This window comes from Bacillus sp. FSL W7-1354 (genome assembly GCF_038002405.1).
Lineage (GTDB): Bacteria > Bacillota > Bacilli > Bacillales > Bacillaceae > Bacillus > Bacillus paralicheniformis.
In genome coordinates this window covers 4,242,714-4,264,733 of the sequence record NZ_JBBOCL010000001.1, presented here as the reverse complement: position 1 = coordinate 4,264,733, position 22,020 = coordinate 4,242,714, and the positions used below count along the sequence as shown (strand labels likewise).

The following is a 22,020-nucleotide window of genomic DNA, read 5'->3' as shown; positions in this document are numbered from 1 at the left end:
GCCGCTTGGTAAAGCGGCTGGGCTTCCTATCAAGCCTGCAGCGATTTCCGCGCAGTATATTCATCAATGCGCGCTAATGCGTCTTTCATGTCCATGCAGTTGCTGAAGCTTTCATCAATTTTTTGAATACCTTCCTGATACTTTCCGTCAGTGAGTACTTGTTCTGCTGCATCTCTTAATCTTTCAGCATTGACCTCTTCTGTAAACAGCGGATATCCAGCATTCAGTTCTTTCAGGCGCTGGGCGATCATCGGCTGATCTTTATCATGCGGAAGCACGACCATCGGGACACGGTAATGAATGCCTTCATTGACGCTGTTCATGCCGCCGTGGGTGATGAACACATCGGCTTCTTTAAGCACCTCTAATTGCGGCACATACGGTGCAATGATAAAATGCTCCGGCACTTCTTTTATATCCGCGTAGTTCGACTTTTCGCCGGCGGCGATGACAACCTTGCCGTCGAAATCACGGAATGCATCGATGCACATATTGAAAAAATCCTCAGTTTTACCAAGTACGGTTCCCATTGAAATATAAATGACTTTCTCATTCTTTAACGATTCTATCGGAAAATCGGTCTTGTCCAGGCGCTTCGGAAAACGCGGACCGATAAACAGCACATCATCCCCAAAACGGTCGCTTTCAGGCTGAAAATACCGGCTTGTATACACAACCGTCAACTCCGCCTGATTGCTCATAAACTGTCCTGTATGCCTAGGTGAGACGCCGTACTTTTCTTTCAGTTCACTAAGCATGTCTTCACATTCTTTATCCAATTGCAGCTCCGCGCCTGAATCCGGATGCAGCGGCAGAATCTTCATATGTTCTTGTCCGAAGAGAAATGAAGCCGACGAAGCGATTCCCGGAATGTTCAAATAATCCCTGACCAATTCACCCGCACCGAATGTGTCATAATACACGGCATCGAACGAAATGCTTTTGGACAGCTCTTTTACAATGTCTAAAATATACAGCGAGGTTTTGAGATGAATTTTTAAAAATTCAAGAAGGCCGGACGGTGAATTCGGATCAATATGCGCGTTTCTCACCAGATCTTCGTATAAATGGACGGTAGCCCCGACGCCCTCCAGCCTGTCTTTATACTTTTCTGTTGAAAGATAGTGCACATTGTCGCCTCTGTCAGCAAATGCTTTGGTGATCCCTAATGTAGGATTGACATGCCCTTCCGCCGGAAAATTGACGATTAAAATATTTTTCATGATTAAAACTCCTTTTTATCCTTTTTGAAACGGGTTGACATCAATTCAGCGCCTGATTAGACTGGTGTTAGTTACTACTAACTATCATAAAATGGGGGTAAACACCTTTGCAAGAGACGAACGAACGGATCATATCTGCTGCTTTAGACTTAATGCAAAAATACGGTTTCAAGTCGGTGACGGTAAAGGATATCGCGCTCCATTCAGGCGTCAGCGAGATGACGGTCTATCGCCACTTCAACACAAAGCTCGGACTTTTGGAAGCGGCCGTTCAGCAATTTTCTTATATACCAGCCTTTCAGCGCGTATTTGAAAATGATATCACTTGGAACCTGGAGAATGACTTAACATTGATTGCAGAATCGTATTTGCTTCATATGGAAAAAAACAAGCCCCTCTACCTTATCGCTGTTCAAGACGGCGGAAGGATGACTGATCTTTTCGGTTCTCTGTTAAAGCATATGGAAGAACTCCTTCGTTATTTAACAGACTACTTTCAAACGATGCAGGACAAAAGCCTGATGAAAAAGGGAGATGCGGATTCACAGGCCTTCGCTTTTCTGTCATCTTTATACGGATACTTCTCTTCTGGCGCATTGGCTGACGGCCGGTTTCAAAAAGTCGCTAAAGACACTTATATTAAACAGATAACCGCCGCTTTCTGCGGCGGTTTGCACATCTGATCTAACCTTTCAGACTGAAGGATGGACCGCTACTCATTTAGCTCCTCAACATCCTTCAGCCTGGTATCCGTATTTTTTTCAAAGAAGGTGCTGTATTTGACATAGCCGGTCTCGTCGTCTTTGATATCTTCCCCCTCAAAAATGTTGGCATTAATCGTCACGCTTTCATAGTCGTACCTTTCTTCATTCAACAGGCGCTGAATCTTTTGCGCCGTTTTGTATACGTCTTTTCGGTCGGCATTTGCGGCATCAAGTAAAATATGAATCTCCATCGGCCGCTCTAAGCGGAGGCTTTTCTCCCATTTTGCGTCCTCTTTCAGCTTTCCTTTTAATACTTCCACATGCACGTCAACGTCTTTCAGATGGTTTATGTTTTTCGATAAAAACGTTTTGATTTCTTTTCCGGCTTCTTCTCCAAGCCGCTCCATCAGCGGTTCGTTGAGGTTCTCTTCATAGATACCGTCCGTGTGTACTTCTGGTTGAACAAACCCTCTCAAAGAAAACAGATAGGGATCTTTGCGCTTTTGATCGCCGGTATCCGTGACTTCAAATACATATTCGGAGAACTTGAAATTATAAAGCCCGCTGTCGATCCGCAAGTCTTTTTCAGGATAGCGGTCAGTCAAATAATGCTCAAGCGCCGTTTGAGACAGCTTCTTGCTTACGGGATTTCCGTTGAAGGCGTTATATGCGGCAAGCACAAAAGAAACGAGCAGCACGATCAATACGCTATACAAGATTTTCTTTTTCATCATATCAACTACTTTCTTTCAGCTTTAAGAACAGCCATCCGATCATCATCCCGGCCGCGGCGAAAAAACAGTGAATAACAGCAAGCATGAAAGCGCCAAAGACAGAATACAGCAGGTGCTCCACAACCCCTGTACCGTCGGCTGCATCCCAGCCGGCCAGAATATCCCCCATCCCCCAAATGAAAATCGGCGCAAAGGAGAGGAGAATCACAAGTTTCATATCCCGGTAAAACAAGTACACCGCAAGCCCAAGCACGGCGTACCACAAAATAAAGCCGAAGCTCTCATTTAACAGGGATGTGTGAATCGCGAGAAAAAACGAAATGGCTGTAAACATCAATTGGTACAAGGAGAGCTTCCGATTGATTTTTTTAAACATTTGACTTTCATGAACAGTCGATTCGATATGTTCCTTCGGAAGCTCGGCCTCCGTCATCTTCAAAAGCTTTTGAAGCTCTTCATCGTTTTCGGCCGCTTCCTCAATCCATTCAGCCGACTCTTTGCTTAACAGCCCCTCATGGTATAAAGGAAGCAAATCTTTGAATACACTGCGTTCCTTATCCTTCATCATAGCCCTCCATTTCTTGCTGTAGCTTGAGCTTTGCTCTGTGAAACCCGACCCTGGCATAGTTTTCGGTTTTGCCTGTGAGCATGCCGATTTCTTTAAATGATAATTCTCCGTAGATACGGAGGGTGACAATTTCCTTTGAAGCCTCATCAAGCCGGTTGATTTCCTCGAGAAGCCGCCGCTCTTTCTCGGTTTTCAGAAGGTGTTCTTCAGGAGATAAGCAAGCCGCTTCCTCATGCTGAAATATCATGTTTGTCCCGGCTTTTGACGCTCCTGAACGAAAGTGTTTTTTCAACACATTTTTAGCAATCGCAAACACCCATGTTTTGATTGTCGACTTTCCCGAAAATGTATGATAGCCTTTCACAGCCTGATAAAATACTTCCTGTGTTAAATCTTCCGCTGTTTCTTTATGAAATGTCTTAACGTAGAAAAAGGCATAAACGGAAGGCTGAATACTCTTGTAGACTTCCTCAAGCTTCATAAAGCCCCTCCCCGGCTGGGCTGCCGCTATTTTTCCATTCACTTATTAGTACCGCTGAACCTCTTTTTGTTACAAAAAATTGCATAAAAAAAGAGGCAAAAATGAATATTTCATTTTGCCTCCGGATATCCCAGCCGCCAAACAAATGCCTTCCAGATCATGCCCTGCCCTTATTTAGGCAAACCCGCCAGCGATTTTAAAAAACTCACTTTCTCTTCAGTTGTTTTCAGGTTCACTAAGCTCCCGGCCTTCATCGACAGCCCGCTTCAGCGCCTGCAGCATATAGCCGATTCCCCGATAGCCCGCCAGCGGGTAAGTGATCTGCTGGCGGCTGCCAAACACGTTCCTCAAAACAGGCCTGTATTTTTTCCCGCCGAGCATAACGATTTCGTCATAATCCATCAAGTTTTTCCGTTCACCTTGCGCCTTCAGCTCATCATCCGCCATAATCTCCGGGTGGTCCATCCCGAATGTGACATCATAGTTTTCAGAAACGATATCTTCCGGTTTTAAAAAACCGTGTTTTGCTGAAAGAATCACCCAATCCGCAAAAAACGTCTGCGCATATGCGCCGCACGCCCGATGAAACGGACTCAGATAGACATCCTTTGCGGCGGACGGGCCGATGCCCGGATCGACATCCCAGATTTTCTTCGCCCCGCACGGGATGATGCAGAGTCTTTTCATCATATGTCCCCCCTTTTGGTTCCGCTAAAAAACGCCTTTAAAAAGGCGTTTTATTTCAGCTTCAGCGATACGACCGATTCGACGTGCGCCGTCTGCGGAAACATATCGACAGGCTGAATGTATTCGACATGGTAATCCTTCGCTAAGTACTGCAAATCTTTCGCAAGTGTTGACGGATTGCATGAGACATAAACGAACCGCTTCGGCTTAACCTGCCTGATCGTATCAAGGAAGGTGCGGTCACAGCCAGTTCTTGGCGGATCGACGATGACGACATCAGGCCTGAAGCCTTCTTTAGTCCATTTCGGCAGCCAGTGCTCCGCCGTTCCTGTGACATAACGCGCATTATCAATTCCGTGCTTTTTGGCATTTTGGTTGGCGTCATCGATCGATTCTTTGATAACGTCCATGCCGCGGATTTCTTTTGCTCCGTCGGCGATCCACATTCCGATTGTGCCGACGCCGCAGTAGGCATCGACGACTTTTTCGCGCCCGCTCAGTTTCGTCGCTTTTTTCACTTCGTCATACAGCTTGACCGTCTGGATCGGATTAAGCTGAAAAAAAGCGCGGGCGCTCAGCTCAAACGTAACCTCGCCGAGAAATTCCTGAATGACCATATTGCCGGCTAGGAGCCTTGTATCATCGCCGAAGATAACCGATGTCTTGGCTTTGTTGACGTTTTGAATTACGGATGTCACTTCAGGCAGACGCTTTTTGATTTCTTCTGCAATGAGCTCCTTGCGCGGCAGGTCTTCTTTTGACGTGACAATGACAACCTGCACTTCCCCCGTCTCAAAGCCGACCCTCGTCACGATCGTGCGGACGTCGCCCGTTCGCTTCCGTTCGTTGTAGACGGAAATGCCGAAATCTTCAAGAATCTGCTTGACGGTTTGTGTCGTTTTGTTCGTCGCCGGATGCTGAACGATGCATTCCGTAATCGGGACAAGCCGGTGTGAGTCAAGGCCGTACAGCCCTGCTACCATCTTTCCATTTTTCGAAAGCCCGAGTTGAAACTGGCTTTTATTCCGGTAGTGCCACGGGTTTTCCATGCCGATCGTCGGCCTGATGTCCATTTTGCCGATGTCAAAACGGGTGTGCCGTTTGAGCGATTGAATGACGATGTCCCGTTTTCCTTTCAGCTGCTCTTCATAAGCCAGATGCTGGAGCTGGCAGCCCCCGCATTGCTCATAGATGATGCAGGGCGGCTTGACGCGGTGCTCTGAACGCTTGCGCACCTTTTTGACCCGCCCTTCGGAAAATTTCGGATGAACCTTTGTCGCCTCGACGACGACTTCTTCACCCGGCAGTGCGCCGGGGACGAAGACGACTTTTTTCTTGAAGTAGCCGACGCCTTCGCCATTGATGCCGAGGCGCTTGATCGTCAGCGGAAATTGCTGTCCGACTTTTAATTCTGCTGATGATCCTTTTTTGTCACGTTTCACTGATGTTCTCTCCATTTCTACTCAATGCTCCTCCATAAATACAAGGAAGCATAGCTTAAATAAGGGTGCCATTCTTTGCTCATTTCAAGCATTTGTTCTTTTGTCGGTTTATCGTTTAAGCCAAAATGGCGTTTGATGGCATTTTGGATGCCGATATCGGCGGCCGGAAACAGATTGGGACGGCCGAGTCCGAACAGCAGAACGTTTTGGACGGTCCACGGGCCGATGCCTCTTATTTTCACCAGCTTTTCCATAATATCTTCATCTGATAATTGATCAAGCTCATCAAGATTTAAACGGCCGTCTGCGATCATTCTTGATGTATCGATGACGTATTCAGCCTTCCGCATGCTGAACTGAAGTTCGCGCAAGTCGTTATAGTCGAGCTGTGCAATCGTTTCGGGAAGCGGATAAAACCAGACCCCGTCCTTTTGCTCTCCAAAAGTGTGAACGAACCGCTCTGTGAGCGTATAAGCAAAAGACAGATTAAGCTGCTGGTGGATCATGCATTTCATCAAGCAATGATACAAATGAAAATCGAGCACCAGCGGCGTTCCGGCATGCTCTGCGAAAATTGATGACAAGCTTGATTGTGAAAAGTGATCCAGTACAGGCTGAAGACTTTCCTCCCATCTGAAGATCCGTTTCACTTCTTTCATCATGGCGTCTCGATCGTCTGTACCGCTGACGGCAAACGCCGGGGCTTCGACAGTTCCCGTCGCCTGCACAGCGACAATCCGGGGCTCTTTGTTTTGATTGCGGAGCGGCAGCTTGACCTCCCTTTTGTCGAGGTTGACCGCATTGAGCGGATCAAGCGAAAGCCTGTCCAAGACGCGGTCAAAATGATACGGCGGTGATACGCTTACAGTTTCCTTCCACATCGCTTCCCATCCCTTTTTCTTCTTTGTCCACAGTATACCATGTTTCAAATTCTCTTAAAAAAGAACAACATTTTATTTTTTCACCGAATGAATCACAGGGCATCGCAGCATCCTATGGAAGCGGAGGGGTGCCGATGATTAAACATTTTGCGATGACAAAGGACGGAAAACTTTTATCTACCGACATCAAAGCAAAAAGGCTGACAGATCAAGATATTGAGTGGTACTGGACGGACTTCGATCAGCCTTCGGATGAAGAAGTCTCTTTACTCAAAAGCCATTTTCACTTTCACCCTTTAGCAGTTGAGGACTGCGTTCATCATTTGCAGCGTCCGAAGCTTGATCAATACGAAGAATATCTTTTTTTCGTCATACACGCGTTGAATCAAAGGACGCTGGCGTCTGAAGAAGTTGACTTATTCGTTGGAAAAGATTTTATCGTCACATTTCACTTTCATCGTTCAGACGGTATTGAAAAAGTAAGAAGACAGCTTTCGGAAAACAGCGAGTTGTGGAAAAAAGGACCGAGCCATATCGCCTATATGGTCATGGATCAGCTTGTTGACGAATATTTCCCGATTCTTTACAAAATAGAAGACCGCCTCAATGAAATTGCTGAAAGCGACAGCAGAAAAACGTATGGAACACTGATGAATGAAGTGTTTGATATCCGGAGCGACCTTCTAAAGCTTAGGAAAACAATCATTCCGATGCGGGATTTGCTTTACCGGATTTTAAACATTGAAATTTCAAAAGAAAACCGCGAACGAAAAGCGTATTACAGCGACATTTACGACCACCTCTTGAAGCTGACCGAAATCGTCGAAAACAACCGTGACATGACCGCCGATTTAAGGGACAGCTACCAGACGCTCAACTCCAACCGGATGAACGCCATTATGATGACGCTGACGATCGTTTCAACGATTTTTATTCCGCTCACCTTCATTGCCGGTGTGTACGGCATGAACTTTGACAACATGCCTGAACTGCATTGGCGCTACGGCTATTTTTTCATCCTCGTCATGATGGGAGCCGTTGTCGCCGGCATGATCTTCTGGTTCCGGCATAAAGGATGGTTTGACATTTTCAAGTAAAACCGGAAACCTTTTTCCTCTCTGTTCGACTATTTCTATAACTGAGGGGGGAAAGAAATGAAGGTACATACAGGGCTTGTTGGCATCTTCTTGATCGTTCTCGGCTTGTTGATTAGCGCCGAAAATCATCAAAGCGTGTCTGCTGCAGACGCGCTTTCGGACTTTTTCAGACTGCCTGTCCGCAATTTAGTGGTTCTGATCTGCATGTTGATGCTCATCATCGGCTTCATTATGGCGTGGCGCCATTATTATGAAGTACCGTGGATCCGCTTTAAGCTGTTTTTGTTTATTATCGGCATTTCAGTATTTTACCCGCTGGTCACAGAACAGCTGATGCTCTTTCAAAAATGGAATGCACAAGGCGATGATGCCGTGGAATATATGAAAAAGAGAAGCACTTGCAGCTATCAGAGCGATATGGAGGAAGGAAACATGGACTGTGAGGTGAAAGTGAACAATTACGGAAAAAAGACCGAACGCATCCAGCTCATCCCTGATATAACGAGCGAATTTGACTTTCAGCCGGAAGAACTGGAACTGTCTCCGCATTCACAAGAGACGTACAGCGTCACCTTTAAGGCTCCGGGAAATGAGGATGTGTATGAATCAGGGATAGAAGAAGAGCCGAGGATGAAGGTTGAAGTGGTGAAATGAGATGCTTCACTCCAGTCAAGCAGCACGCTTTTGGAAACTTTTAAAAATATTACAATGAAGAGAAGGTTTAGAAGTAAAAGGTTACAGAAAAAACGAACTGCAAACAGCCGCTTCACAAACTAATAGACAAACCTCAAAGAAAAAAGCCGCTCCTTCCCGGAAGCGGCTTTTCGTCTATTAATCGCGATAAGATTCTGCAATCGCGTTGGCGGCGACGATCGCATTGTAGACATCATCAGGAGTGACTGGGAACGGCATGTTGCCCATTGTGTCGCCTTCTGAGCAAGCGCTTTGAGCGACTTGGCGCCATTCTTCTTCGACAAATTCGTCGACTCCGAGGTCTTTTAATGTCAACGGCAGACCGACACCTTTAATAAAGTCAATGACGGTCTCCAGCTCTTCGGCCGGCGCGTTTTCAAGAACGAGCTGTGCCAAAAGGCCGAACGTGACTTTTTCGCCGTGCTGAGCTCTGTGCAGAGAAGGAACGGCTGTCATTCCATTGTGGATCGCATGTGCGGCGGCAAGACCGCCTGATTCGGCGCCGACGCCGCTTAAATAGATGGTCGCTTCTATTGTGTCTTCAACGGCACGTGTAGAAACGCCATGCTTGATCGCCTGCATCGCTTTTACGCCGTTTTCCAATAGCGTATCATAGCAAAGGTGGGCAAGTCCCAATCCAGTTGTTGAAGGCTTCATCAGCACGAGGTTGTCGCCGTTTGCTTTAAAGCAGGCGCGCGCTTCAAAATACGTCGCCAAGGCATCTCCGATACCGGCTGCGAAAAAGCGCGGCGGCGCGGATGCCAAAATGTCAGAATCCGCGAGAACGACATCTGGGTTCGTCGGCAAAAACAGATATCGATCAAACGATCCGTCATGTTTATAAATGACAGCAAGGGCCGTACATGGAGCATCTGTTGAAGCAATTGTCGGGAAAATCACAACCGGCAGCTTCTCGTAATAAGCGGTGGCCTTTGCTGTATCAAGCGTTTTTCCCCCGCCGATCCCAACGATGATATTAGCGCCTGCATTGCGTGCAAGCTCCCGGTTACGATCGATTTCTTCCTGTGTGCATTCGTAATTGAATTTTTCAAAAACAGCTTGATTGCCGGCTTTCTGAATCGAATTCCCCGCTTCTTTTTGGGCGCGTTCCAAAATGAATTCATCGCAAATGATATATGCGTGATCACCATAATCTTCAATGTAATCGTTCAAGTTCTCAAGGAGTCGTTTTCCTGTAATAAATTTTTTAGGCGATGTGACTGATTTTACTAATTTTGACATGGTAATTCCCCCTTCACTATCAATGATATACCTATTTTCTTTTTAAATCTAGTAATATATGTATATAGAATGGATTTTTATTCTATGGAATTGACTAGGGGAAATAAAAGAGCCTGAACCATCAACTTTTCCGCTCAAAGCAAAAACCCCGTCTCAGCGTCCGGGGCATTTCTTTCAAAAGGGCTTTAGCATCATAGATTTTTCAAACATCAGGTCATCAAGGCTTTTAAATGTATAGCCTTCTTTTTTTAAGTCGGTGATCGCCTGATCAAGCGCTTCGGCATTGTCTTTCGAGACGGTGTGAAGCAAATAGACGGCGCCGGGATGGGCCTGTTTCATCATATTGTCGTACGCATAGCGCCACCCTTTTTGGGCATTGATTTTCCAATCGACAAAAGCAACAGACCAGAATACCGTTTGATAACCGAGCTTTTTCGTTTCTTCAAGCACCCGCTCGCTGAAAACGCCCCGAGGCGGCCTCAGGTAGAGGTTGTTTTTTTCGCCTGTGATTTTGTAAACCTCCTCATCGACCGATTCCAATTCCTCTTGTATCACGCGGCTTGTTTTCGTCGTGAGATCCGGATGGTGATAGGAATGATTCCCGATGATATGTCCTTCCTCGGCCATTCGCTTGATCAGCTCCGGCTGATCTTTGACAAAATGGCCCGTTACAAAAAAGGCAGCTTTGACGTTTTGTTTTTTCAGAACATCAAGCACCTTAGGGGTGTAGCCGTTTTCATAGCCGTTATCAAAGGTCAAATAGATCGTTTTTTCCTTTGTGTTGCCCAAATAAAAGGCGTCGTACTGCTGCAAAAGGCTGTTCAGCTCTTGTCCCGCATCTGCCGGCCGATGGTTTTTGCTTTTTGAAAAGCCCCAATGGATCGCCTTGTTGGAAATCGCTTCAGCATTGCCGCTGAAGGCCAGCATCAGCAGGAATCCGCAGCATAAGGCATAGAATCGTTTCATCATCTTCTCGCTCCCAGTTTTATTTTTTCTTATTGTGCAGAAGGGCTGAGCTTTTCATACCAAGCAACACTTGGAAAACAAAAAAACCGCGGCAAAGAATGCGACGGTTTTATTTCCAGTCTTTTTTAAAGCGCTCGTATTTGGCTTCCAAGTCGTCGAGCATGCTGATCAGTCTGTCAATATCTTCAAGGTCGGTCGATTCCGGGTCTAAAGAATCGATGACTGACATAAACATATCCAATCTGTTTTTTAAATAATTGACTTGCTGTTCTTTGTCATGTACTGCGTTACCCATGATTCTCCTCCTTTTGTTCCTTTATCGTAGCCTATAAACGGCCTTTTTTCAATCATCCATGACTTGCACGCCTCAAGGATCAGGTCTAAAATGAATAGTTGGGCTATATTAGTATGTCCTATCATAAAGGAGTTAGATATGTCATGACAGAAAAAACGCAGGTTCGTCCGATTACCCCGGAATATGATCCTTGGGAAGCCTACATGGACGTTGACCAATATGGAGATATACAGCTGACGAACGTTGAATTTACGACGACGACTCTTTGCAATATGCGCTGCGAGCACTGCGCCGTCGGGTATACGCTCCAGACGAAGGACCCGGACGCGCTGCCCGTCAGCCTTCTGTTGAAACGGCTTGATGAGATTCCCCGCCTTCGTTCTTTAAGCATTACTGGCGGCGAGCCGATGCTTTCATTAAAATCCGTAAAGGAATATGTCGTTCCTTTATTAAAATACGCTCATGAACGCGGCGTGCGGACGCAGATCAACTCAAACTTGACGCTCGATATCGGGCGCTACGAGCTGATCATCCCCTACCTTGATGTGCTTCATATTTCCCACAACTGGGGAACAGTCGAAGACTTTGCAGAAATCGGCTTCGCCATGATGGATAAAAAGCCGACGTTTGCCCAGCGGGCGCGCTATTTCGAAAAAATGATCGAAAACAGCCGGACGCTTGTTGATGAAGGGGTTATGGTATCCGCCGAGACGATGCTCAACAAACGGACGCTTCCTCACATCGAGCATATTCACCGGCAAATTGTCGAAGACATGAAATGCCAGCGCCATGAGGTTCACCCGATGTATCCGAGCGATTTTGCAAGCGCGCTTGAATCTTTAAGCTTACAAGACATGAGGAAAGCGATCCACCGCCTTCTTGACATTCGCGACGAAAATACGTGGATGCTGTTCGGCACCCTGCCGTTTTACGCGTGCAGCCCTGATCCTGAAGACCACGCTCTTTTACAGCGGCTGCGCGAAGCGAAAAATGTCACGGTCAGAAACGACCCTGACGGCAGATCGCGCCTGAACGTCAATATTTTTGACGGCAATATCATCGTGACCGATTTCGGAGATACTCCGCCGCTCGGCAACATTCAAACCGACAGCCTGCCAAGCGCCTATGCGAAGTGGAGAAAAACAGAGCTTGCCAAGGAGCTCAACTGCCACTGCCCGCACGTCCGATGCCTCGGGCCGAATGTGCTCGTCAAAAACAGCTATTATCAAGATGTTGATTTTACTTCCAGAACAGCAAGAGTATGAAAAAGCAAGCCGCAAAAGGCTTGCTTTCAGACCGTTGACAAAATAGGTCGGATTTTTATAATCCGACCTATTTTTGTCCAATTTATTCTGTTTTTTCGATGAGAATGCTGGCGAATTGGACTTTTCCAAGTCCAATTCGCCAGCTTTTTGAGATTCATGGCAGCGAAAACAAGCATCGCCTGCATGGACAATTTTTTCTTACCCCGTAGGGTTGTCCAGCGCAGGCCATGCTTGTGTTTTAAATCCGCAAAAACCCGTTCGATCGTTTCTTTGCGTTTGGCGTAGATTCGCCTATTCTCATCCGTGTGGCGAAGATGGTCGGCTTCATCCAAATGATCCTGCCAGAGATGCCTGTGAATCATCTTTCGATGATTTCGACTTTCCGTACATTGCTTCAAAAAAGAACAGTGTTCACATCGGTTTGGATCTGATGCATAAATCCGATAGCCTTCACGGTTGGTTGTGCGATATGTCAGAACATGATCGTCAGGGCAAATATAAGCATCGTAATATTCATCGTATACATATTCATGTTTTCTCATGAACCCTTTTTTAGTTTGTGGTCGGGTGTAGGGCATGACGGGATGGACATTTTGATCACTTAGAAATTTTGCGATAAACGGCGTTTTATATCCGGCATCAACTGCGACCGTATGAGGCTTGGCGACGTGCTCTTTCACCTGTTGAAACAGGGTCGTGAACACTTGGCTGTCATGAATATTGGCAGGCTCAACAACCGCCCCCAGCACAAATCCATTCCGGTCACAAGCTGTATGAAAACCATAAGCAAAAAGACGTTCCCGTTCACCTTTTACAAAATAACCGCTCTCAGGATCTGTCGTACTTTCTTTTATTTCTCGTTCTTCTAAGCATTGCCTGGGCTTTAAGGGCTTTTTGCCGTTGGCTTCGCGATCGGCATTAATTTCTCGATCTAATTGTTCCTGATAAGCTCTTGTTTCTTTTCTCACAATCTTCTTCACAAACTTTTTCTTATTCGCATTGGCTTTGACATGGGTTCCATCGATAAAGGCGACCGACGGGTCGACAAGACCGAGATCCATGGCCTGACGCAAGATTTTATAGAAGATTGTTTCAAATAGGTCCGTATCATGAAAACGGCGCTCATAGTTTTTACTGAAGGTTGAAAAATGAGGGATTTTTTCAGAAAATCCATATCCAATAAACCAGCGATAAGCGACATCGGTTTCGATCCGTTTAATGGTTTCGCGCATCGAGCGGTGGCCAAACACGTACTGAATCAGAACCATTTTGATCAATACAACGGGATCAATGCTTGGGCGCCCTTTTGAAGAATAAAGGGGAGCAACTTTTTCATAAATAAAAGAAAAGTCCATGGCTTCTTCTATTTTCCTGACCAGATGGTCTTCCGGGACAAGTTCACTTAAGGCAAAGACTTCAAGCTGTTCGCGCTGATCTTTAGAGTGCTTAGACAACATGGAAAAACCTCCAAAAACTAGATTTCACTCACATTTTAACAAAAAAAGCTTGTCGATCAAGCCACTTTTTGTTTTGGGATTTTGTCATCCTTTCAGCGTGATTGAAAACCCTTGCAGTCTAGGAAGGCCGAGCATCGGAGCTGACTTTCACAGGAGGTGATGACGGCGGCGTTCAGGCAGGACGCCTGGACGGTTAGCCGCCGATCCTTCTCCTATTCGTGAGCACCGACGCGCAGGCCTGACAACGAATGCGAGGGTTTCTCGACACGCTGAAAGCAAGCCGCAAAAGGCTTGCTTTTTTATTTCGGCTGATGGCTGAGCTGAAAGCCGAATGTGAGGTGATCCTGTACAGGAATCCAGGCGCCGATTCCTTGCGAGGTGATATTTTTGACGACCAGCTTTCTTTTGTTGCCTTTTAATACAATGTACACTTCACCGTAGGTGACCTTCCCTTTTTCATTGACGGCAGGTGCATAGGCGTGTAAATTCCCCAGCTTTTTCGGCTGCACTTTATAAATCTGATCGCGTTTTGTGCCGGCGCCGACGACTGTTTCAAAGGCGAGCGGCAGCTTTGTTTTTTCCATGGCTTCAAGCATCATCATGTTTTTGACATCGTCCGCTTTCGGGACTTTCGCTGTTAAGCCGCCTTTGATTTTGCTCGTCTGTTCCTGGGAATACGTGAGTTCGGCAGGTGCTTTCCCGCCCCGGTTGTCAAAGCGGTTTGTGTTGATTTTGCGGTATTCCCAGTTCGCAACGGTTTCATTCGAGGTATACCCGAGCGCCCATCTGCCCAAATAGATCGTCGCTCTGTAGCCGATTGCCAGCGGTGTGCCGGAAATGCTTGACTCATTCAGCATTTTGATGAGATGCGGATTTTCAATCGCGATATCGGTTGTTTTCAGCAGCTCTTCAGCCAGTTCGCTCGGCTGCAGCCTCGGCTGATCCTGGGAGGCGTTAGGGTATGTGTTCTCTTTGGAAATATTCGTGACAGAGCTTGGAATCTTGATCGGCTTGGCTGCATCAGCTTCCTGTACAGCGAAAAAACTAAAGGATAAAAACGCAGTTAGCGTAAAACACAAAAGCTTTTTCATACTATCACTCTTTCTGTTTCTTTTCCCTTATTGTTTTCCGGATGCTCTCCGTTTATCCCCATTTTTTTAAAGAAGGAAAAAACCGATTCCCATGATGATATAAGCAGCCAGCAATGTCGCGCCCTCAAACCAGTTCGTATCCCCGTCGTTTGAAATGACGATCATCAAAAGGACGGCGGAAGCCATGGCGACGAGTTCCGGCAAGGTAAAGACGAGCGGCATGCTCACTGGAAAAAACAAAGAGCTGATCACAAGAACGGGTGCGACAAACATCGCGATCTGCAGCGTTGATCCGATCGCAATTTCAACTGCGACATCCATTTTGTCCTTATAGGCCATAATGACGGCGGAAGCATGCTCTGCCGCGTTTCCGACGATCGCGACAATGATGACCCCGATGAAAAGCTCCGACCAGCCGAATTGTTCGGCCACCGTATCAAATGTGTGAACGAGGTGCTCGGAAATGTAGGCAACGGCAACGGTCGCCAAAAATAAAATCAATGTTGCCCTCTTTCCCGACCATTCCGGCTCTTCATGCGATTCTTCCCGCTCATTTTGATTCGTCTGGTAAACCCCGCGGTGGCTGACAAGCTTGAAATAAAGCGCTGCCAGGTAAAGCAAAATCATGATGATGCTGATGCCGACGCTCATCGACAGCTTCCTCGGCTCTGTCATTTCGGCTGAAAATACTTCAGGGATGACGAAAGCGACAATCACCGCGAACATGAGCAAACCTGAATTGTGTCTCGCATCATACACGTTGAATTCCTGGCGCTTATATTTCAGGCCCCCGATGAAAAACGACAGGCCGGCGACCAGGAGAAGGTTGCCGAGGACAGATCCTGTCAGCGATGCGAGCACAATGCCGGTCAGTCCTTCCCGCAACGCGAAGATCGAAATGATCAGCTCAACGGCGTTTCCGAACGTCGCATTTAAAAGGCCCCCGATCCTCGGACCCGCAATAATCGCAAGGCTTTCGGTGGCTCTTCCCATATAGCTTGCAAGCGCGATAATCGTCAGGCAGTATATGATGAACAATAAAACCTGCGGCCAATGCAACATGCTCCCTGCGACAGAAAGGGGAACTCCCGCAGCCATCATCCAAAAGAAAAAACGGCCCATTTTTCATTCCTCTTTTCTTTTTTGGTGTAGGTTATTTTTGTGCGAACTTTTCAGTTTATATACAGCATACTGATCTATTCCGCATTGACGCAGGTTTTTAAACATCAGCGAATCTGAAATGTTTCGATGATCTTGATGCTGTTTTCAACAGATCTCACCATGGCACAATTTTTCATCGCTACTTTCAGCGCCTTTTGAATTTGTTCTGCACCGAGGTTTTCTCCCTTCAATATGAAGTGAAGATGGATGCTTTTGATGCGGCCCGCCTCTTCGGAAATGCGTTCTTCTTTTGTCTCGATGGTCATATCTTTCAGCTGTATCCTTTTCTTTTCCAATATGTTATGAAGAACGGTTCCGCTGCATGCCGCAATCGAAGCGGCCAGCAATTGATAAGGCCTGAATCCTGCTTCTTCATTGCCTGATATCTTAAGCTTTCCATATTCCAGATCAGCCTCAAAGCCGTTCTGATTCCACACGATTTTCATGATTCACACCTCTTTTGACAGAAAAAGAAAAATCGCCTTGCCTAAAAACTTGTGAAAGTTGTACGATCAAAGAAGGATTACGGATAAGGAGAATCGGCCGATGACTAGATTTCACTTTTTCATTCTCGTTTTGATTGTCAGTATATCAGGTTTTTCGCAAGGGATGCTCCTTCCTGTCATCTCTGTTATTTTCGAACAGGAAGGCCATTCGGCTGCGCTGAACGGTCTACATGCGACAGGCCTCTACATCGGCGTCCTGATCGCTTCGCCGTTTATGGAAGCACCGCTTCGCAGGCTCGGTTTTAAACCGCTGATCGTCATCGGCGGGGTGATGGTGTGCGCGAGTTTGTTCGCCTTTGTTTTTATTCAGTCGTTTATCGTCTGGTTCTTTTTACGGCTCTTGATTGGAATCGGGGATCATATGCTGCACTTTTCAACGCAAACTTGGGTGACCACATTATCGTCTGAAAAAAACCGCGGCCGCAATATCTCTTTGTACGGCCTTTCGTTTGGTTTGGGATTTGCTGCCGGTCCTTTTTTAACGCCGCTTGTCAACATTGCCCCGTCATTGCCGTTTATCGTCTCAGGTGCATTCAGCCTGCTGGCGTGGCTGTTTATTTTTTGCCTTCAAAACGATTTTCCTGAGAAAAGCGGCTCTGAAAGCCGCAGCGATAACAGCTTGAAGCGCTTCGTCCAAGCCTTTCTGCTAGGATGGGTCGCGTTTTTGCCGACATTCGGCTACGGCTTTTTGGAAACCGCCCTGAACGGCAATTTTCCCGTCTACGCGCTCCGCTCGGGCATTTCCGTCGAAGGCCTATCAATTATTCTTCCGGCTTTTGCGATCGGAAGCATCGTCTTTCAGTATCCGCTCGGCGTGTTGAGCGACAAGTATGGAAGACGAAATGTGCTCCTTGTTATATTGGCTGTCGGGGCAGGCTGCTTCTTTGCGGCGGGCTTTTCCGATTCCGTCCCCTTGCTTGCGGCATGTTTTTTCATAGCCGGAATGGCTGTTGGATCAACTTTTTCACTCGGCATCAGCTTTATGGCCGACCTGCTTCCAAAACGCCTTCTCCCGGCCGGAAACTTGATGTGCGGAATCACCTTCAGCTTCGGAAGCATTTTCGGCCCGGTTGCCGGCGGCTGGTATATGCAGACATTTCATAACAGCAATCTGTTTTATTTGATTACAATCGTGATGGTGTTGATCTGGATCGGGGTGCTCTTTGGCAGAACGAAGAAAAACGGCGCTCTCGAACAATCTGAGGCGGCGCCAATGTAAAAAAGGCCGGCTGCTTACTATAGGCAGCCGGCCTTTTCGAAAACGTCAGGCAGTTTTAATGATATCCGTTTTGTCCGTTGGCGCTTCCGCTCGTTTTGTTTTTCGAACTTTGCTTTGAATTTTGTTTATTATGGCTGCCGCCTTTTTTCGTGTGTTTTGTCATGATGATCCCTCCGCTTTTGAACTCATGAAACGTTCTTTTATAGATTGCTCATTTCCGCGGATTTTCTTCAGGAATGATTTTACGTTTATGTAAAAGGGCATTGATCTCCCCTCCAAGAATAATCATCATTCCGCTTAAATAAAACCAGATCATCAGGACGATGATGCCGCCGAGGCTTCCGTATGTTGCGCTGTAGTTTGCAAATTCACTGACGTAGTATGAAAACAGCATGCTGACGAGGATCCAGCCGGCTGTCGCTGCAACGGCTCCCGGAAGCACGAATTTAAATGACAGCCGCTTATTCGGGGCAAAAAAGTATAAAGCCGTAAAGACGATCAGCAGCACAAGCGGGCTGATTCCCCAGCGGAGCGCTGACCATGCCGCTAGAAACATTTCCGGCGTACCGTCCAGATTGGCGATGAAATGGCCGATGGCCCTCCCGAATACCGGAAGAAGAAGCGCGACCAATATGGTGAAAACCATCGCGGCGGTCAGGAGGAGTGATGTCAGCCGAACCATGATGAATGAGCGGTTTTCCTCCACTTCATAAGCATGATTAAAGGCCCTGACAATCGCGTTCAATCCGTTTGACGCAGACCAGAGCGCCGCGATGATCCCGAAAGAAAGCAGGCCCCTGTTTCCTGTATTGAGCGTCTCTTCAATAACGGACATCGTGTCTTCTGGAGCATACTGTTCAATCAGCCCAATGACATCGCCCGTTTTGACAGGCAGGTAGCCGATCAAAGTCAATAGGAAAATCATAAACGGAAACAGGGACAGCAGGAAAAAGTAGGCAAGTTCCGCCGATTTGCTCGGCCCTTCATGAAGGAAAAAACGCCAAGCCAGCTCTTTCAAAAAGCTCATTCTTTTTCCGGCTCCGTACGCCCTTTGGATTTAGCTGTGAAGTGATCCCTCGTTTCCTCGATCAGACCGATCACTTTTGGCGTCGTCTCTTTCAGTTCTTTCATCTGTTGATTTAAGAAGCTTAAATCGTCCGATATGGAAGCGGTCAGTTTTTTGGCTTCGTCCATTTTTTCTTTCACGCATTCGGTGAACATTCCGGGATTTGCGCGGTAAAGGCGGACTTTGTTTTTGCACGCGTCAAGCTTTGCGCCGCACGCTTCTCTGGTCGGTTTGTGCAGCAGTGACATAACCGCCCCGACCGAAGCGCCGAGGAGGATATTTCTGATGAAAACGCGGTCGTTTTTCATAAAAAATCTCTCCCTTCGTTTTTTATAATTTGTGTTCTTTTCGAATGTCCTTTAGCAATTCGCTGCATCCTTTCGCGACGAGTTCGTACACCTCATCAAAGTTCCCGGTGTAGTATGGATCAGGAACATCTGCCGTCTCACAATCCTCGACATAGTCGAGCAGCCTCCGGATGACGGCTTTGCTCCCGTAGCCGGCAAGGCTTCTCACATGGCCAGCGTTTTCGGCATCCATCGCGATGATATAATCGAACGCTTCCGGGTCTTTGTCGGTAATCTGCCTCGCGTAAAGGCCTTCGCAGCTTATCTTTTTTGCAGATAGCAGCGACCGTGTGCCTTCATGAGGCGGTTTTCCGACATGCCAGTTCCCCGTCCCCGCCGAATCGGCTTCAATTCGGTCCTCCAGTCCGCTTTTTTTGAGCATGTCGTTAAATACAGCTTCTGCCATCGGAGAGCGGCAAATATTGCCGAGGCAGACAAATAGCACTTTGGTCATCAAACAAGAGCCTCCTCTATTCTTTCCCCACATTTCAGAAAGAAAAAACACTTTTGCTTTTATACTAAAGATTTTTTTGTTTTTTTCAACTTTGGGAAGAAAAGATGACAATGCTATTGACAAATCTAACAAACTTTCAGAATATTCTAGTTAGACACAAAATTAAAGGGGGATATTTCGCCTATGGATTTTATTTCACATATTGTAGATACAATGAACGGTTTTTTATGGGGACCTCCGCTTTTGATCCTCATTGTTGGAACAGGTATTTATTTGACTTTCAGGCTGGCTTTTTTGCAGATCAGACTTTTGCCTTACTCATTAAAGCTTGCCTTTTCAAGACATCAGGATAAATCCTCCGAAGGCGATATTTCCCACTTTCAGGCGTTGATGACTGCCCTTGCCGCTACGGTCGGTACCGGGAATATCGTCGGTGTCGCCTCAGCTGTCATTGCCGGAGGGCCTGGCGCCGTGTTTTGGATGTGGCTCGCCGCCTTTTTCGGAATGGCCACGAAATATGCCGAAGCGGTGCTTGCCGTCAGATTCCGCGTGAAAGACAAAAACGGCGAAATGTCAGGCGGCCCGATGTATTATTTGGAACACGGCCTCAAGCAAAAGTGGCTTGGTGTGTTATTTGCCATATTCGGGGCGCTTGCCGCTTTCGGAATAGGCAATATGGTTCAGTCAAATTCTGTATCCGGAGTCATGAGCTCCACATTTTCCGTGCCTGCCTGGGTAACCGGCATCATTGTCACGATTTTTACAGCACTTGTCATTCTCGGAGGGATTAAAAGTATCGGCAAAGTCACCTCGCTGTTCGTGCCGATCATGGCTTTATTTTATGTCATCGCCGGGTTGATCATTCTTGTCACAAACTTTGAACTTGTCCCAGGCGCGGTCGGTTTAATTTTCTCTGACGCGTTTACCGGCCAGGCCGTGGCAGGAGGCGCGATCGGAACCGTGATCCGCTGGGGCGTGGCGCGGGGCGTATTTTCAAATGAAGCAGGGCTCGGCTCGGCGCCGATCGCGGCAGCCGCGGCAAAAACTGATATGCCGGCTCGCCAAGCACTTGTCTCTATGACCCAGGTTTTCATCGACACATTGATTGTCTGCTCGATTACGGGGATATCGATTGTCATGGGAAACATGTATCTGACAGAAAAAAACGATGCGCTGACATCGATGACATTCGCACATTTTCTCGGCCCTGCGGGATCGACAATCGTTGCGATCGGACTGCTGCTGTTCGCTTATTCGACGATTTTGGGCTGGTCGTACTACGGAGAGAAATGCTTCACCTACCTGCTGAATGAAAAATATGCGATCGTCTACCGTGTCATCTTTGTGATCGCCGTCTTTTTCGGAGCGGTCTTTAAAAATGACTTTGTCTGGGCGCTCGCCGATATGCTGAACGGTCTGATGGCGATACCGAACCTGATCGGCCTGCTCGGTTTGACAGGGATTGTCATCTATGAGTCCAAACAGATCCTTGCCAAAATCAAAGCCGAAAAAGCGGAAAAGCAAAACAGCGTATCCGTTTAAACCGGAGATGCTTTTTGACAGCCGTCCTTTTCTTCTCGCTTAATTCTGTTACAATAAAGACTACAAAATCAGTGAGAAAGGATGTGCCTTCTTGTCAGAGCAGAAAACAGCCGAGCTTAACAAAATGATCGAAGAGATCTCGCAAAAACTAAACATGCTGAACATCGGCGTCATCAAAGCTGAAGCCTTCAGCAATGAAAAGCTTGAAGATCTTGAATACCTGCACAAAATGGTGATGAAAAAGAAATCTTTCAGTCCGAGCGAAATGCAGGCAATCGCAGAGGAACTGGCTGCACTCCGAAAATAAACATAAAAAAGACCGGAAATCTATTCCGGTCTTTTTCATTAGCCGAGCAGCTTCAAAGATTCGCGTGTAAACGCAGGGATGTCGTCAGGCGTCCGGCTTGTAACAAGCTGGTTCTGGCAGACGACAACTTCCTCGTCCTTAAATTGAACCCCGGCGTTTTCCAAATCGACTTGAATCGATGTGTAGCCTGTTGCACTGCGTCCGTCCAGAGCCTTGGCGGTGATTAAAAGCTGCGGGCCGTGGCAGATCGCAAACACCGGTTTTTTGTCATCCATAAAGGATTTCGCAAACGATACGAAACGCTGGTCGGCTCTGAGAATATCCGGCGAAAATCCGCCTGGAATCAACAGCGCGTCAAAATCGGCCGGGCTGACTTCATCAATGGACGCATCTGTTTCCACTTGCGCCTCGCCTTGCTTGCCTTTCAGCGTTTTTCCTTTCTCTTTTTCAATAACCGTAAGCTGGTGCCCGGCGTCTTTGAACGCTTTCGCAGGCTCGCTATACTCCGAATCCTCAAAGTAATCTGTCAGAACAACTGCAATGTTTTTGCTCATATTGATCACCCTCCCAAAAGCTTCTGTCTACATAAATC

Annotated in this window: 25 protein-coding genes; 7 read left to right on the top strand and 18 right to left on the bottom strand. The window is 47.0% G+C overall.

Going from position 1 to position 22,020, the window contains the following annotated elements:
* Nucleotides 1-29: 29 nt before the first annotated feature.
* Entirely contained in the window at nucleotides 30-1,223 is a 1,194-nt protein-coding gene (locus MKZ04_RS21420) for a macrolide family glycosyltransferase (protein WP_341047041.1), read from the bottom strand.
* A 107-nt stretch (nucleotides 1,224-1,330) separates the two neighbouring features.
* On the opposite strand from MKZ04_RS21420, the gene MKZ04_RS21415 reads away from it, so the two are divergent.
* A complete protein-coding gene (locus tag MKZ04_RS21415) occupies nucleotides 1,331-1,906 on the top strand; it encodes a TetR/AcrR family transcriptional regulator (RefSeq protein WP_025810226.1) in 576 nt (191 codons plus the stop codon).
* Nucleotides 1,907-1,935: 29 nt separating this feature from the next.
* On the opposite strand, the gene MKZ04_RS21410 is transcribed toward MKZ04_RS21415, so the two are convergent.
* From MKZ04_RS21410 to MKZ04_RS21385, 6 genes are all read right to left on the bottom strand, one after another.
* On the bottom strand, nucleotides 1,936-2,661 hold the full coding sequence (locus tag MKZ04_RS21410; RefSeq protein WP_025810228.1) for a YfjL-like protein: 726 nt from the start codon (nucleotides 2,659-2,661) through the stop codon (nucleotides 1,936-1,938).
* A 1-nt stretch (nucleotide 2,662) separates the two neighbouring features.
* Complete coding sequence (locus tag MKZ04_RS21405) at nucleotides 2,663-3,226, bottom strand: hypothetical protein (protein ID WP_023855880.1); 564 nt, start codon at nucleotides 3,224-3,226, stop codon at nucleotides 2,663-2,665.
* Entirely contained in the window at nucleotides 3,216-3,710 is a 495-nt protein-coding gene (locus tag MKZ04_RS21400; protein WP_035339189.1) for an RNA polymerase sigma factor, read from the bottom strand. Before MKZ04_RS21400 ends, MKZ04_RS21405 begins: the two co-directional genes overlap by 11 nt.
* Before the next feature lie 216 nt (nucleotides 3,711-3,926).
* Entirely contained in the window at nucleotides 3,927-4,397 is a 471-nt protein-coding gene (locus MKZ04_RS21395; protein WP_230368346.1) for a DUF6884 domain-containing protein, read from the bottom strand.
* Between the two features lie 50 nt (nucleotides 4,398-4,447).
* The gene (gene rlmD, locus MKZ04_RS21390; RefSeq protein ID WP_445662246.1) at nucleotides 4,448-5,854 is read right to left on the bottom strand and encodes a 23S rRNA (uracil(1939)-C(5))-methyltransferase RlmD; all 1,407 of its coding nucleotides are present in this window, start codon (nucleotides 5,852-5,854) and stop codon (nucleotides 4,448-4,450) included.
* A gap of 2 nt (nucleotides 5,855-5,856) precedes the next feature.
* On the bottom strand, nucleotides 5,857-6,720 hold the full coding sequence (locus MKZ04_RS21385; RefSeq protein ID WP_026580648.1) for a DNA-3-methyladenine glycosylase family protein: 864 nt from the start codon (nucleotides 6,718-6,720) through the stop codon (nucleotides 5,857-5,859).
* A gap of 134 nt (nucleotides 6,721-6,854) precedes the next feature.
* Here MKZ04_RS21385 and corA point away from each other — a divergent pair, with 134 nt between their 5' ends.
* Both corA and MKZ04_RS21375 read left to right on the top strand, forming a co-directional pair.
* On the top strand, nucleotides 6,855-7,817 hold the full coding sequence (gene corA, locus MKZ04_RS21380) for a magnesium/cobalt transporter CorA (RefSeq protein WP_341047035.1): 963 nt from the start codon (nucleotides 6,855-6,857) through the stop codon (nucleotides 7,815-7,817).
* A 57-nt stretch (nucleotides 7,818-7,874) separates the two neighbouring features.
* Complete coding sequence (locus MKZ04_RS21375) at nucleotides 7,875-8,471, top strand: hypothetical protein (protein ID WP_149169176.1); 597 nt, start codon at nucleotides 7,875-7,877, stop codon at nucleotides 8,469-8,471.
* A gap of 177 nt (nucleotides 8,472-8,648) precedes the next feature.
* Here the strand turns inward: MKZ04_RS21375 and MKZ04_RS21370 are convergent, their stop codons facing one another.
* The 3 genes from MKZ04_RS21370 to MKZ04_RS21360 form a co-directional block, all read right to left on the bottom strand.
* The gene (locus tag MKZ04_RS21370) at nucleotides 8,649-9,752 is read right to left on the bottom strand and encodes a glycerol dehydrogenase (RefSeq protein WP_341047033.1); all 1,104 of its coding nucleotides are present in this window, start codon (nucleotides 9,750-9,752) and stop codon (nucleotides 8,649-8,651) included.
* A gap of 174 nt (nucleotides 9,753-9,926) precedes the next feature.
* A complete protein-coding gene (gene pdaA, locus MKZ04_RS21365) occupies nucleotides 9,927-10,718 on the bottom strand; it encodes a delta-lactam-biosynthetic de-N-acetylase (protein WP_145646145.1) in 792 nt (263 codons plus the stop codon).
* 109 nt (nucleotides 10,719-10,827) lie between these two features.
* The gene (locus MKZ04_RS21360) at nucleotides 10,828-11,013 is read right to left on the bottom strand and encodes an SE1561 family protein (protein ID WP_003179806.1); all 186 of its coding nucleotides are present in this window, start codon (nucleotides 11,011-11,013) and stop codon (nucleotides 10,828-10,830) included.
* Between the two features lie 143 nt (nucleotides 11,014-11,156).
* Here MKZ04_RS21360 and yfkAB point away from each other — a divergent pair, with 143 nt between their 5' ends.
* The gene (gene yfkAB / locus MKZ04_RS21355; protein ID WP_020450574.1) at nucleotides 11,157-12,278 is read left to right on the top strand and encodes a radical SAM/CxCxxxxC motif protein YfkAB; all 1,122 of its coding nucleotides are present in this window, start codon (nucleotides 11,157-11,159) and stop codon (nucleotides 12,276-12,278) included.
* A gap of 26 nt (nucleotides 12,279-12,304) precedes the next feature.
* On the opposite strand, the gene MKZ04_RS21350 is transcribed toward yfkAB, so the two are convergent.
* From MKZ04_RS21350 to MKZ04_RS21335, 4 genes are all read right to left on the bottom strand, one after another.
* Nucleotides 12,305-13,735 carry an IS1182 family transposase gene (locus MKZ04_RS21350; RefSeq protein WP_149208594.1) on the bottom strand — a complete coding sequence of 477 codons (1,431 nt, stop codon included), beginning with the start codon at nucleotides 13,733-13,735 and terminating at the stop codon, nucleotides 12,305-12,307.
* Nucleotides 13,736-14,034: 299 nt separating this feature from the next.
* Entirely contained in the window at nucleotides 14,035-14,826 is a 792-nt protein-coding gene (locus MKZ04_RS21345; RefSeq protein WP_020450573.1) for a YfkD famly protein, read from the bottom strand.
* 66 nt (nucleotides 14,827-14,892) lie between these two features.
* Complete coding sequence (gene cax / locus MKZ04_RS21340; protein WP_020450572.1) at nucleotides 14,893-15,948, bottom strand: calcium/proton exchanger; 1,056 nt, start codon at nucleotides 15,946-15,948, stop codon at nucleotides 14,893-14,895.
* Between the two features lie 104 nt (nucleotides 15,949-16,052).
* The gene (locus tag MKZ04_RS21335) at nucleotides 16,053-16,433 is read right to left on the bottom strand and encodes an OsmC family protein (protein ID WP_341047027.1); all 381 of its coding nucleotides are present in this window, start codon (nucleotides 16,431-16,433) and stop codon (nucleotides 16,053-16,055) included.
* 100 nt (nucleotides 16,434-16,533) lie between these two features.
* Between MKZ04_RS21335 and MKZ04_RS21330 the strand changes: the two genes are divergently transcribed.
* Complete coding sequence (locus MKZ04_RS21330; RefSeq protein ID WP_023855869.1) at nucleotides 16,534-17,712, top strand: MFS transporter; 1,179 nt, start codon at nucleotides 16,534-16,536, stop codon at nucleotides 17,710-17,712.
* A gap of 211 nt (nucleotides 17,713-17,923) precedes the next feature.
* Here the strand turns inward: MKZ04_RS21330 and MKZ04_RS21325 are convergent, their stop codons facing one another.
* Genes MKZ04_RS21325 through MKZ04_RS21315 form a run of 3 tightly spaced genes read right to left on the bottom strand, consistent with a single transcriptional unit; the run spans nucleotide 17,924 to nucleotide 19,579 of the window.
* Complete coding sequence (locus MKZ04_RS21325) at nucleotides 17,924-18,739, bottom strand: YihY/virulence factor BrkB family protein (RefSeq protein ID WP_020450569.1); 816 nt, start codon at nucleotides 18,737-18,739, stop codon at nucleotides 17,924-17,926.
* Nucleotides 18,736-19,086, bottom strand: a complete 351-nt coding sequence (locus MKZ04_RS21320) for a hypothetical protein (protein WP_020450568.1) — start codon at nucleotides 19,084-19,086, stop codon at nucleotides 18,736-18,738. The genes MKZ04_RS21325 and MKZ04_RS21320 overlap by 4 nt, the downstream gene beginning before the upstream one ends.
* 22 nt (nucleotides 19,087-19,108) lie before the next feature.
* Nucleotides 19,109-19,579 carry a low molecular weight protein-tyrosine-phosphatase gene (locus MKZ04_RS21315; RefSeq protein ID WP_341047024.1) on the bottom strand — a complete coding sequence of 157 codons (471 nt, stop codon included), beginning with the start codon at nucleotides 19,577-19,579 and terminating at the stop codon, nucleotides 19,109-19,111.
* A gap of 183 nt (nucleotides 19,580-19,762) precedes the next feature.
* On the opposite strand from MKZ04_RS21315, the gene MKZ04_RS21310 reads away from it, so the two are divergent.
* The gene (locus tag MKZ04_RS21310; protein WP_020450566.1) at nucleotides 19,763-21,121 is read left to right on the top strand and encodes an alanine/glycine:cation symporter family protein; all 1,359 of its coding nucleotides are present in this window, start codon (nucleotides 19,763-19,765) and stop codon (nucleotides 21,119-21,121) included.
* A 91-nt stretch (nucleotides 21,122-21,212) separates the two neighbouring features.
* A complete protein-coding gene (locus MKZ04_RS21305) occupies nucleotides 21,213-21,428 on the top strand; it encodes a DUF1128 domain-containing protein (RefSeq protein ID WP_020450565.1) in 216 nt (71 codons plus the stop codon).
* A gap of 38 nt (nucleotides 21,429-21,466) precedes the next feature.
* Here MKZ04_RS21305 and MKZ04_RS21300 read toward each other — a convergent pair whose 3' ends face one another.
* A complete protein-coding gene (locus tag MKZ04_RS21300) occupies nucleotides 21,467-21,982 on the bottom strand; it encodes a type 1 glutamine amidotransferase domain-containing protein (RefSeq protein WP_328067067.1) in 516 nt (171 codons plus the stop codon).
* Nucleotides 21,983-22,020: the final 38 nt, after the last annotated feature.

What these genes read in the sequence shown, in the direction of transcription:
- MKZ04_RS21420 (WP_341047041.1), bottom strand. Translation starts at nt 1,223, where the DNA reads ATGAAAAATATTTTAATCGTCAATTTTCCGGCGGAAGGGCATGTCAAT.
- MKZ04_RS21410 (WP_025810228.1), bottom strand. Translation starts at nt 2,661, where the DNA reads ATGATGAAAAAGAAAATCTTGTATAGCGTATTGATCGTGCTGCTCGTT.
- MKZ04_RS21405 (WP_023855880.1), bottom strand. Translation starts at nt 3,226, where the DNA reads ATGAAGGATAAGGAACGCAGTGTATTCAAAGATTTGCTTCCTTTATAC.
- MKZ04_RS21400 (WP_035339189.1), bottom strand. Translation starts at nt 3,710, where the DNA reads ATGAAGCTTGAGGAAGTCTACAAGAGTATTCAGCCTTCCGTTTATGCC.
- MKZ04_RS21395 (WP_230368346.1), bottom strand. Translation starts at nt 4,397, where the DNA reads ATGAAAAGACTCTGCATCATCCCGTGCGGGGCGAAGAAAATCTGGGAT.
- rlmD (WP_445662246.1), bottom strand. Translation starts at nt 5,854, where the DNA reads ATGGAGAGAACATCAGTGAAACGTGACAAAAAAGGATCATCAGCAGAA.
- MKZ04_RS21385 (WP_026580648.1), bottom strand. Translation starts at nt 6,720, where the DNA reads ATGTGGAAGGAAACTGTAAGCGTATCACCGCCGTATCATTTTGACCGC.
- corA (WP_341047035.1), top strand. Translation starts at nt 6,855, where the DNA reads ATGATTAAACATTTTGCGATGACAAAGGACGGAAAACTTTTATCTACC.
- MKZ04_RS21375 (WP_149169176.1), top strand. Translation starts at nt 7,875, where the DNA reads ATGAAGGTACATACAGGGCTTGTTGGCATCTTCTTGATCGTTCTCGGC.
- MKZ04_RS21370 (WP_341047033.1), bottom strand. Translation starts at nt 9,752, where the DNA reads ATGTCAAAATTAGTAAAATCAGTCACATCGCCTAAAAAATTTATTACA.
- pdaA (WP_145646145.1), bottom strand. Translation starts at nt 10,718, where the DNA reads ATGAAACGATTCTATGCCTTATGCTGCGGATTCCTGCTGATGCTGGCC.
- MKZ04_RS21360 (WP_003179806.1), bottom strand. Translation starts at nt 11,013, where the DNA reads ATGGGTAACGCAGTACATGACAAAGAACAGCAAGTCAATTATTTAAAA.
- yfkAB (WP_020450574.1), top strand. Translation starts at nt 11,157, where the DNA reads ATGACAGAAAAAACGCAGGTTCGTCCGATTACCCCGGAATATGATCCT.
- MKZ04_RS21350 (WP_149208594.1), bottom strand. Translation starts at nt 13,735, where the DNA reads ATGTTGTCTAAGCACTCTAAAGATCAGCGCGAACAGCTTGAAGTCTTT.
- MKZ04_RS21345 (WP_020450573.1), bottom strand. Translation starts at nt 14,826, where the DNA reads ATGAAAAAGCTTTTGTGTTTTACGCTAACTGCGTTTTTATCCTTTAGT.
- cax (WP_020450572.1), bottom strand. Translation starts at nt 15,948, where the DNA reads ATGGGCCGTTTTTTCTTTTGGATGATGGCTGCGGGAGTTCCCCTTTCT.
- MKZ04_RS21335 (WP_341047027.1), bottom strand. Translation starts at nt 16,433, where the DNA reads ATGAAAATCGTGTGGAATCAGAACGGCTTTGAGGCTGATCTGGAATAT.
- MKZ04_RS21330 (WP_023855869.1), top strand. Translation starts at nt 16,534, where the DNA reads ATGACTAGATTTCACTTTTTCATTCTCGTTTTGATTGTCAGTATATCA.
- MKZ04_RS21325 (WP_020450569.1), bottom strand. Translation starts at nt 18,739, where the DNA reads ATGAGCTTTTTGAAAGAGCTGGCTTGGCGTTTTTTCCTTCATGAAGGG.
- MKZ04_RS21320 (WP_020450568.1), bottom strand. Translation starts at nt 19,086, where the DNA reads ATGAAAAACGACCGCGTTTTCATCAGAAATATCCTCCTCGGCGCTTCG.
- MKZ04_RS21315 (WP_341047024.1), bottom strand. Translation starts at nt 19,579, where the DNA reads ATGACCAAAGTGCTATTTGTCTGCCTCGGCAATATTTGCCGCTCTCCG.
- MKZ04_RS21310 (WP_020450566.1), top strand. Translation starts at nt 19,763, where the DNA reads ATGGATTTTATTTCACATATTGTAGATACAATGAACGGTTTTTTATGG.
- MKZ04_RS21300 (WP_328067067.1), bottom strand. Translation starts at nt 21,982, where the DNA reads ATGAGCAAAAACATTGCAGTTGTTCTGACAGATTACTTTGAGGATTCG.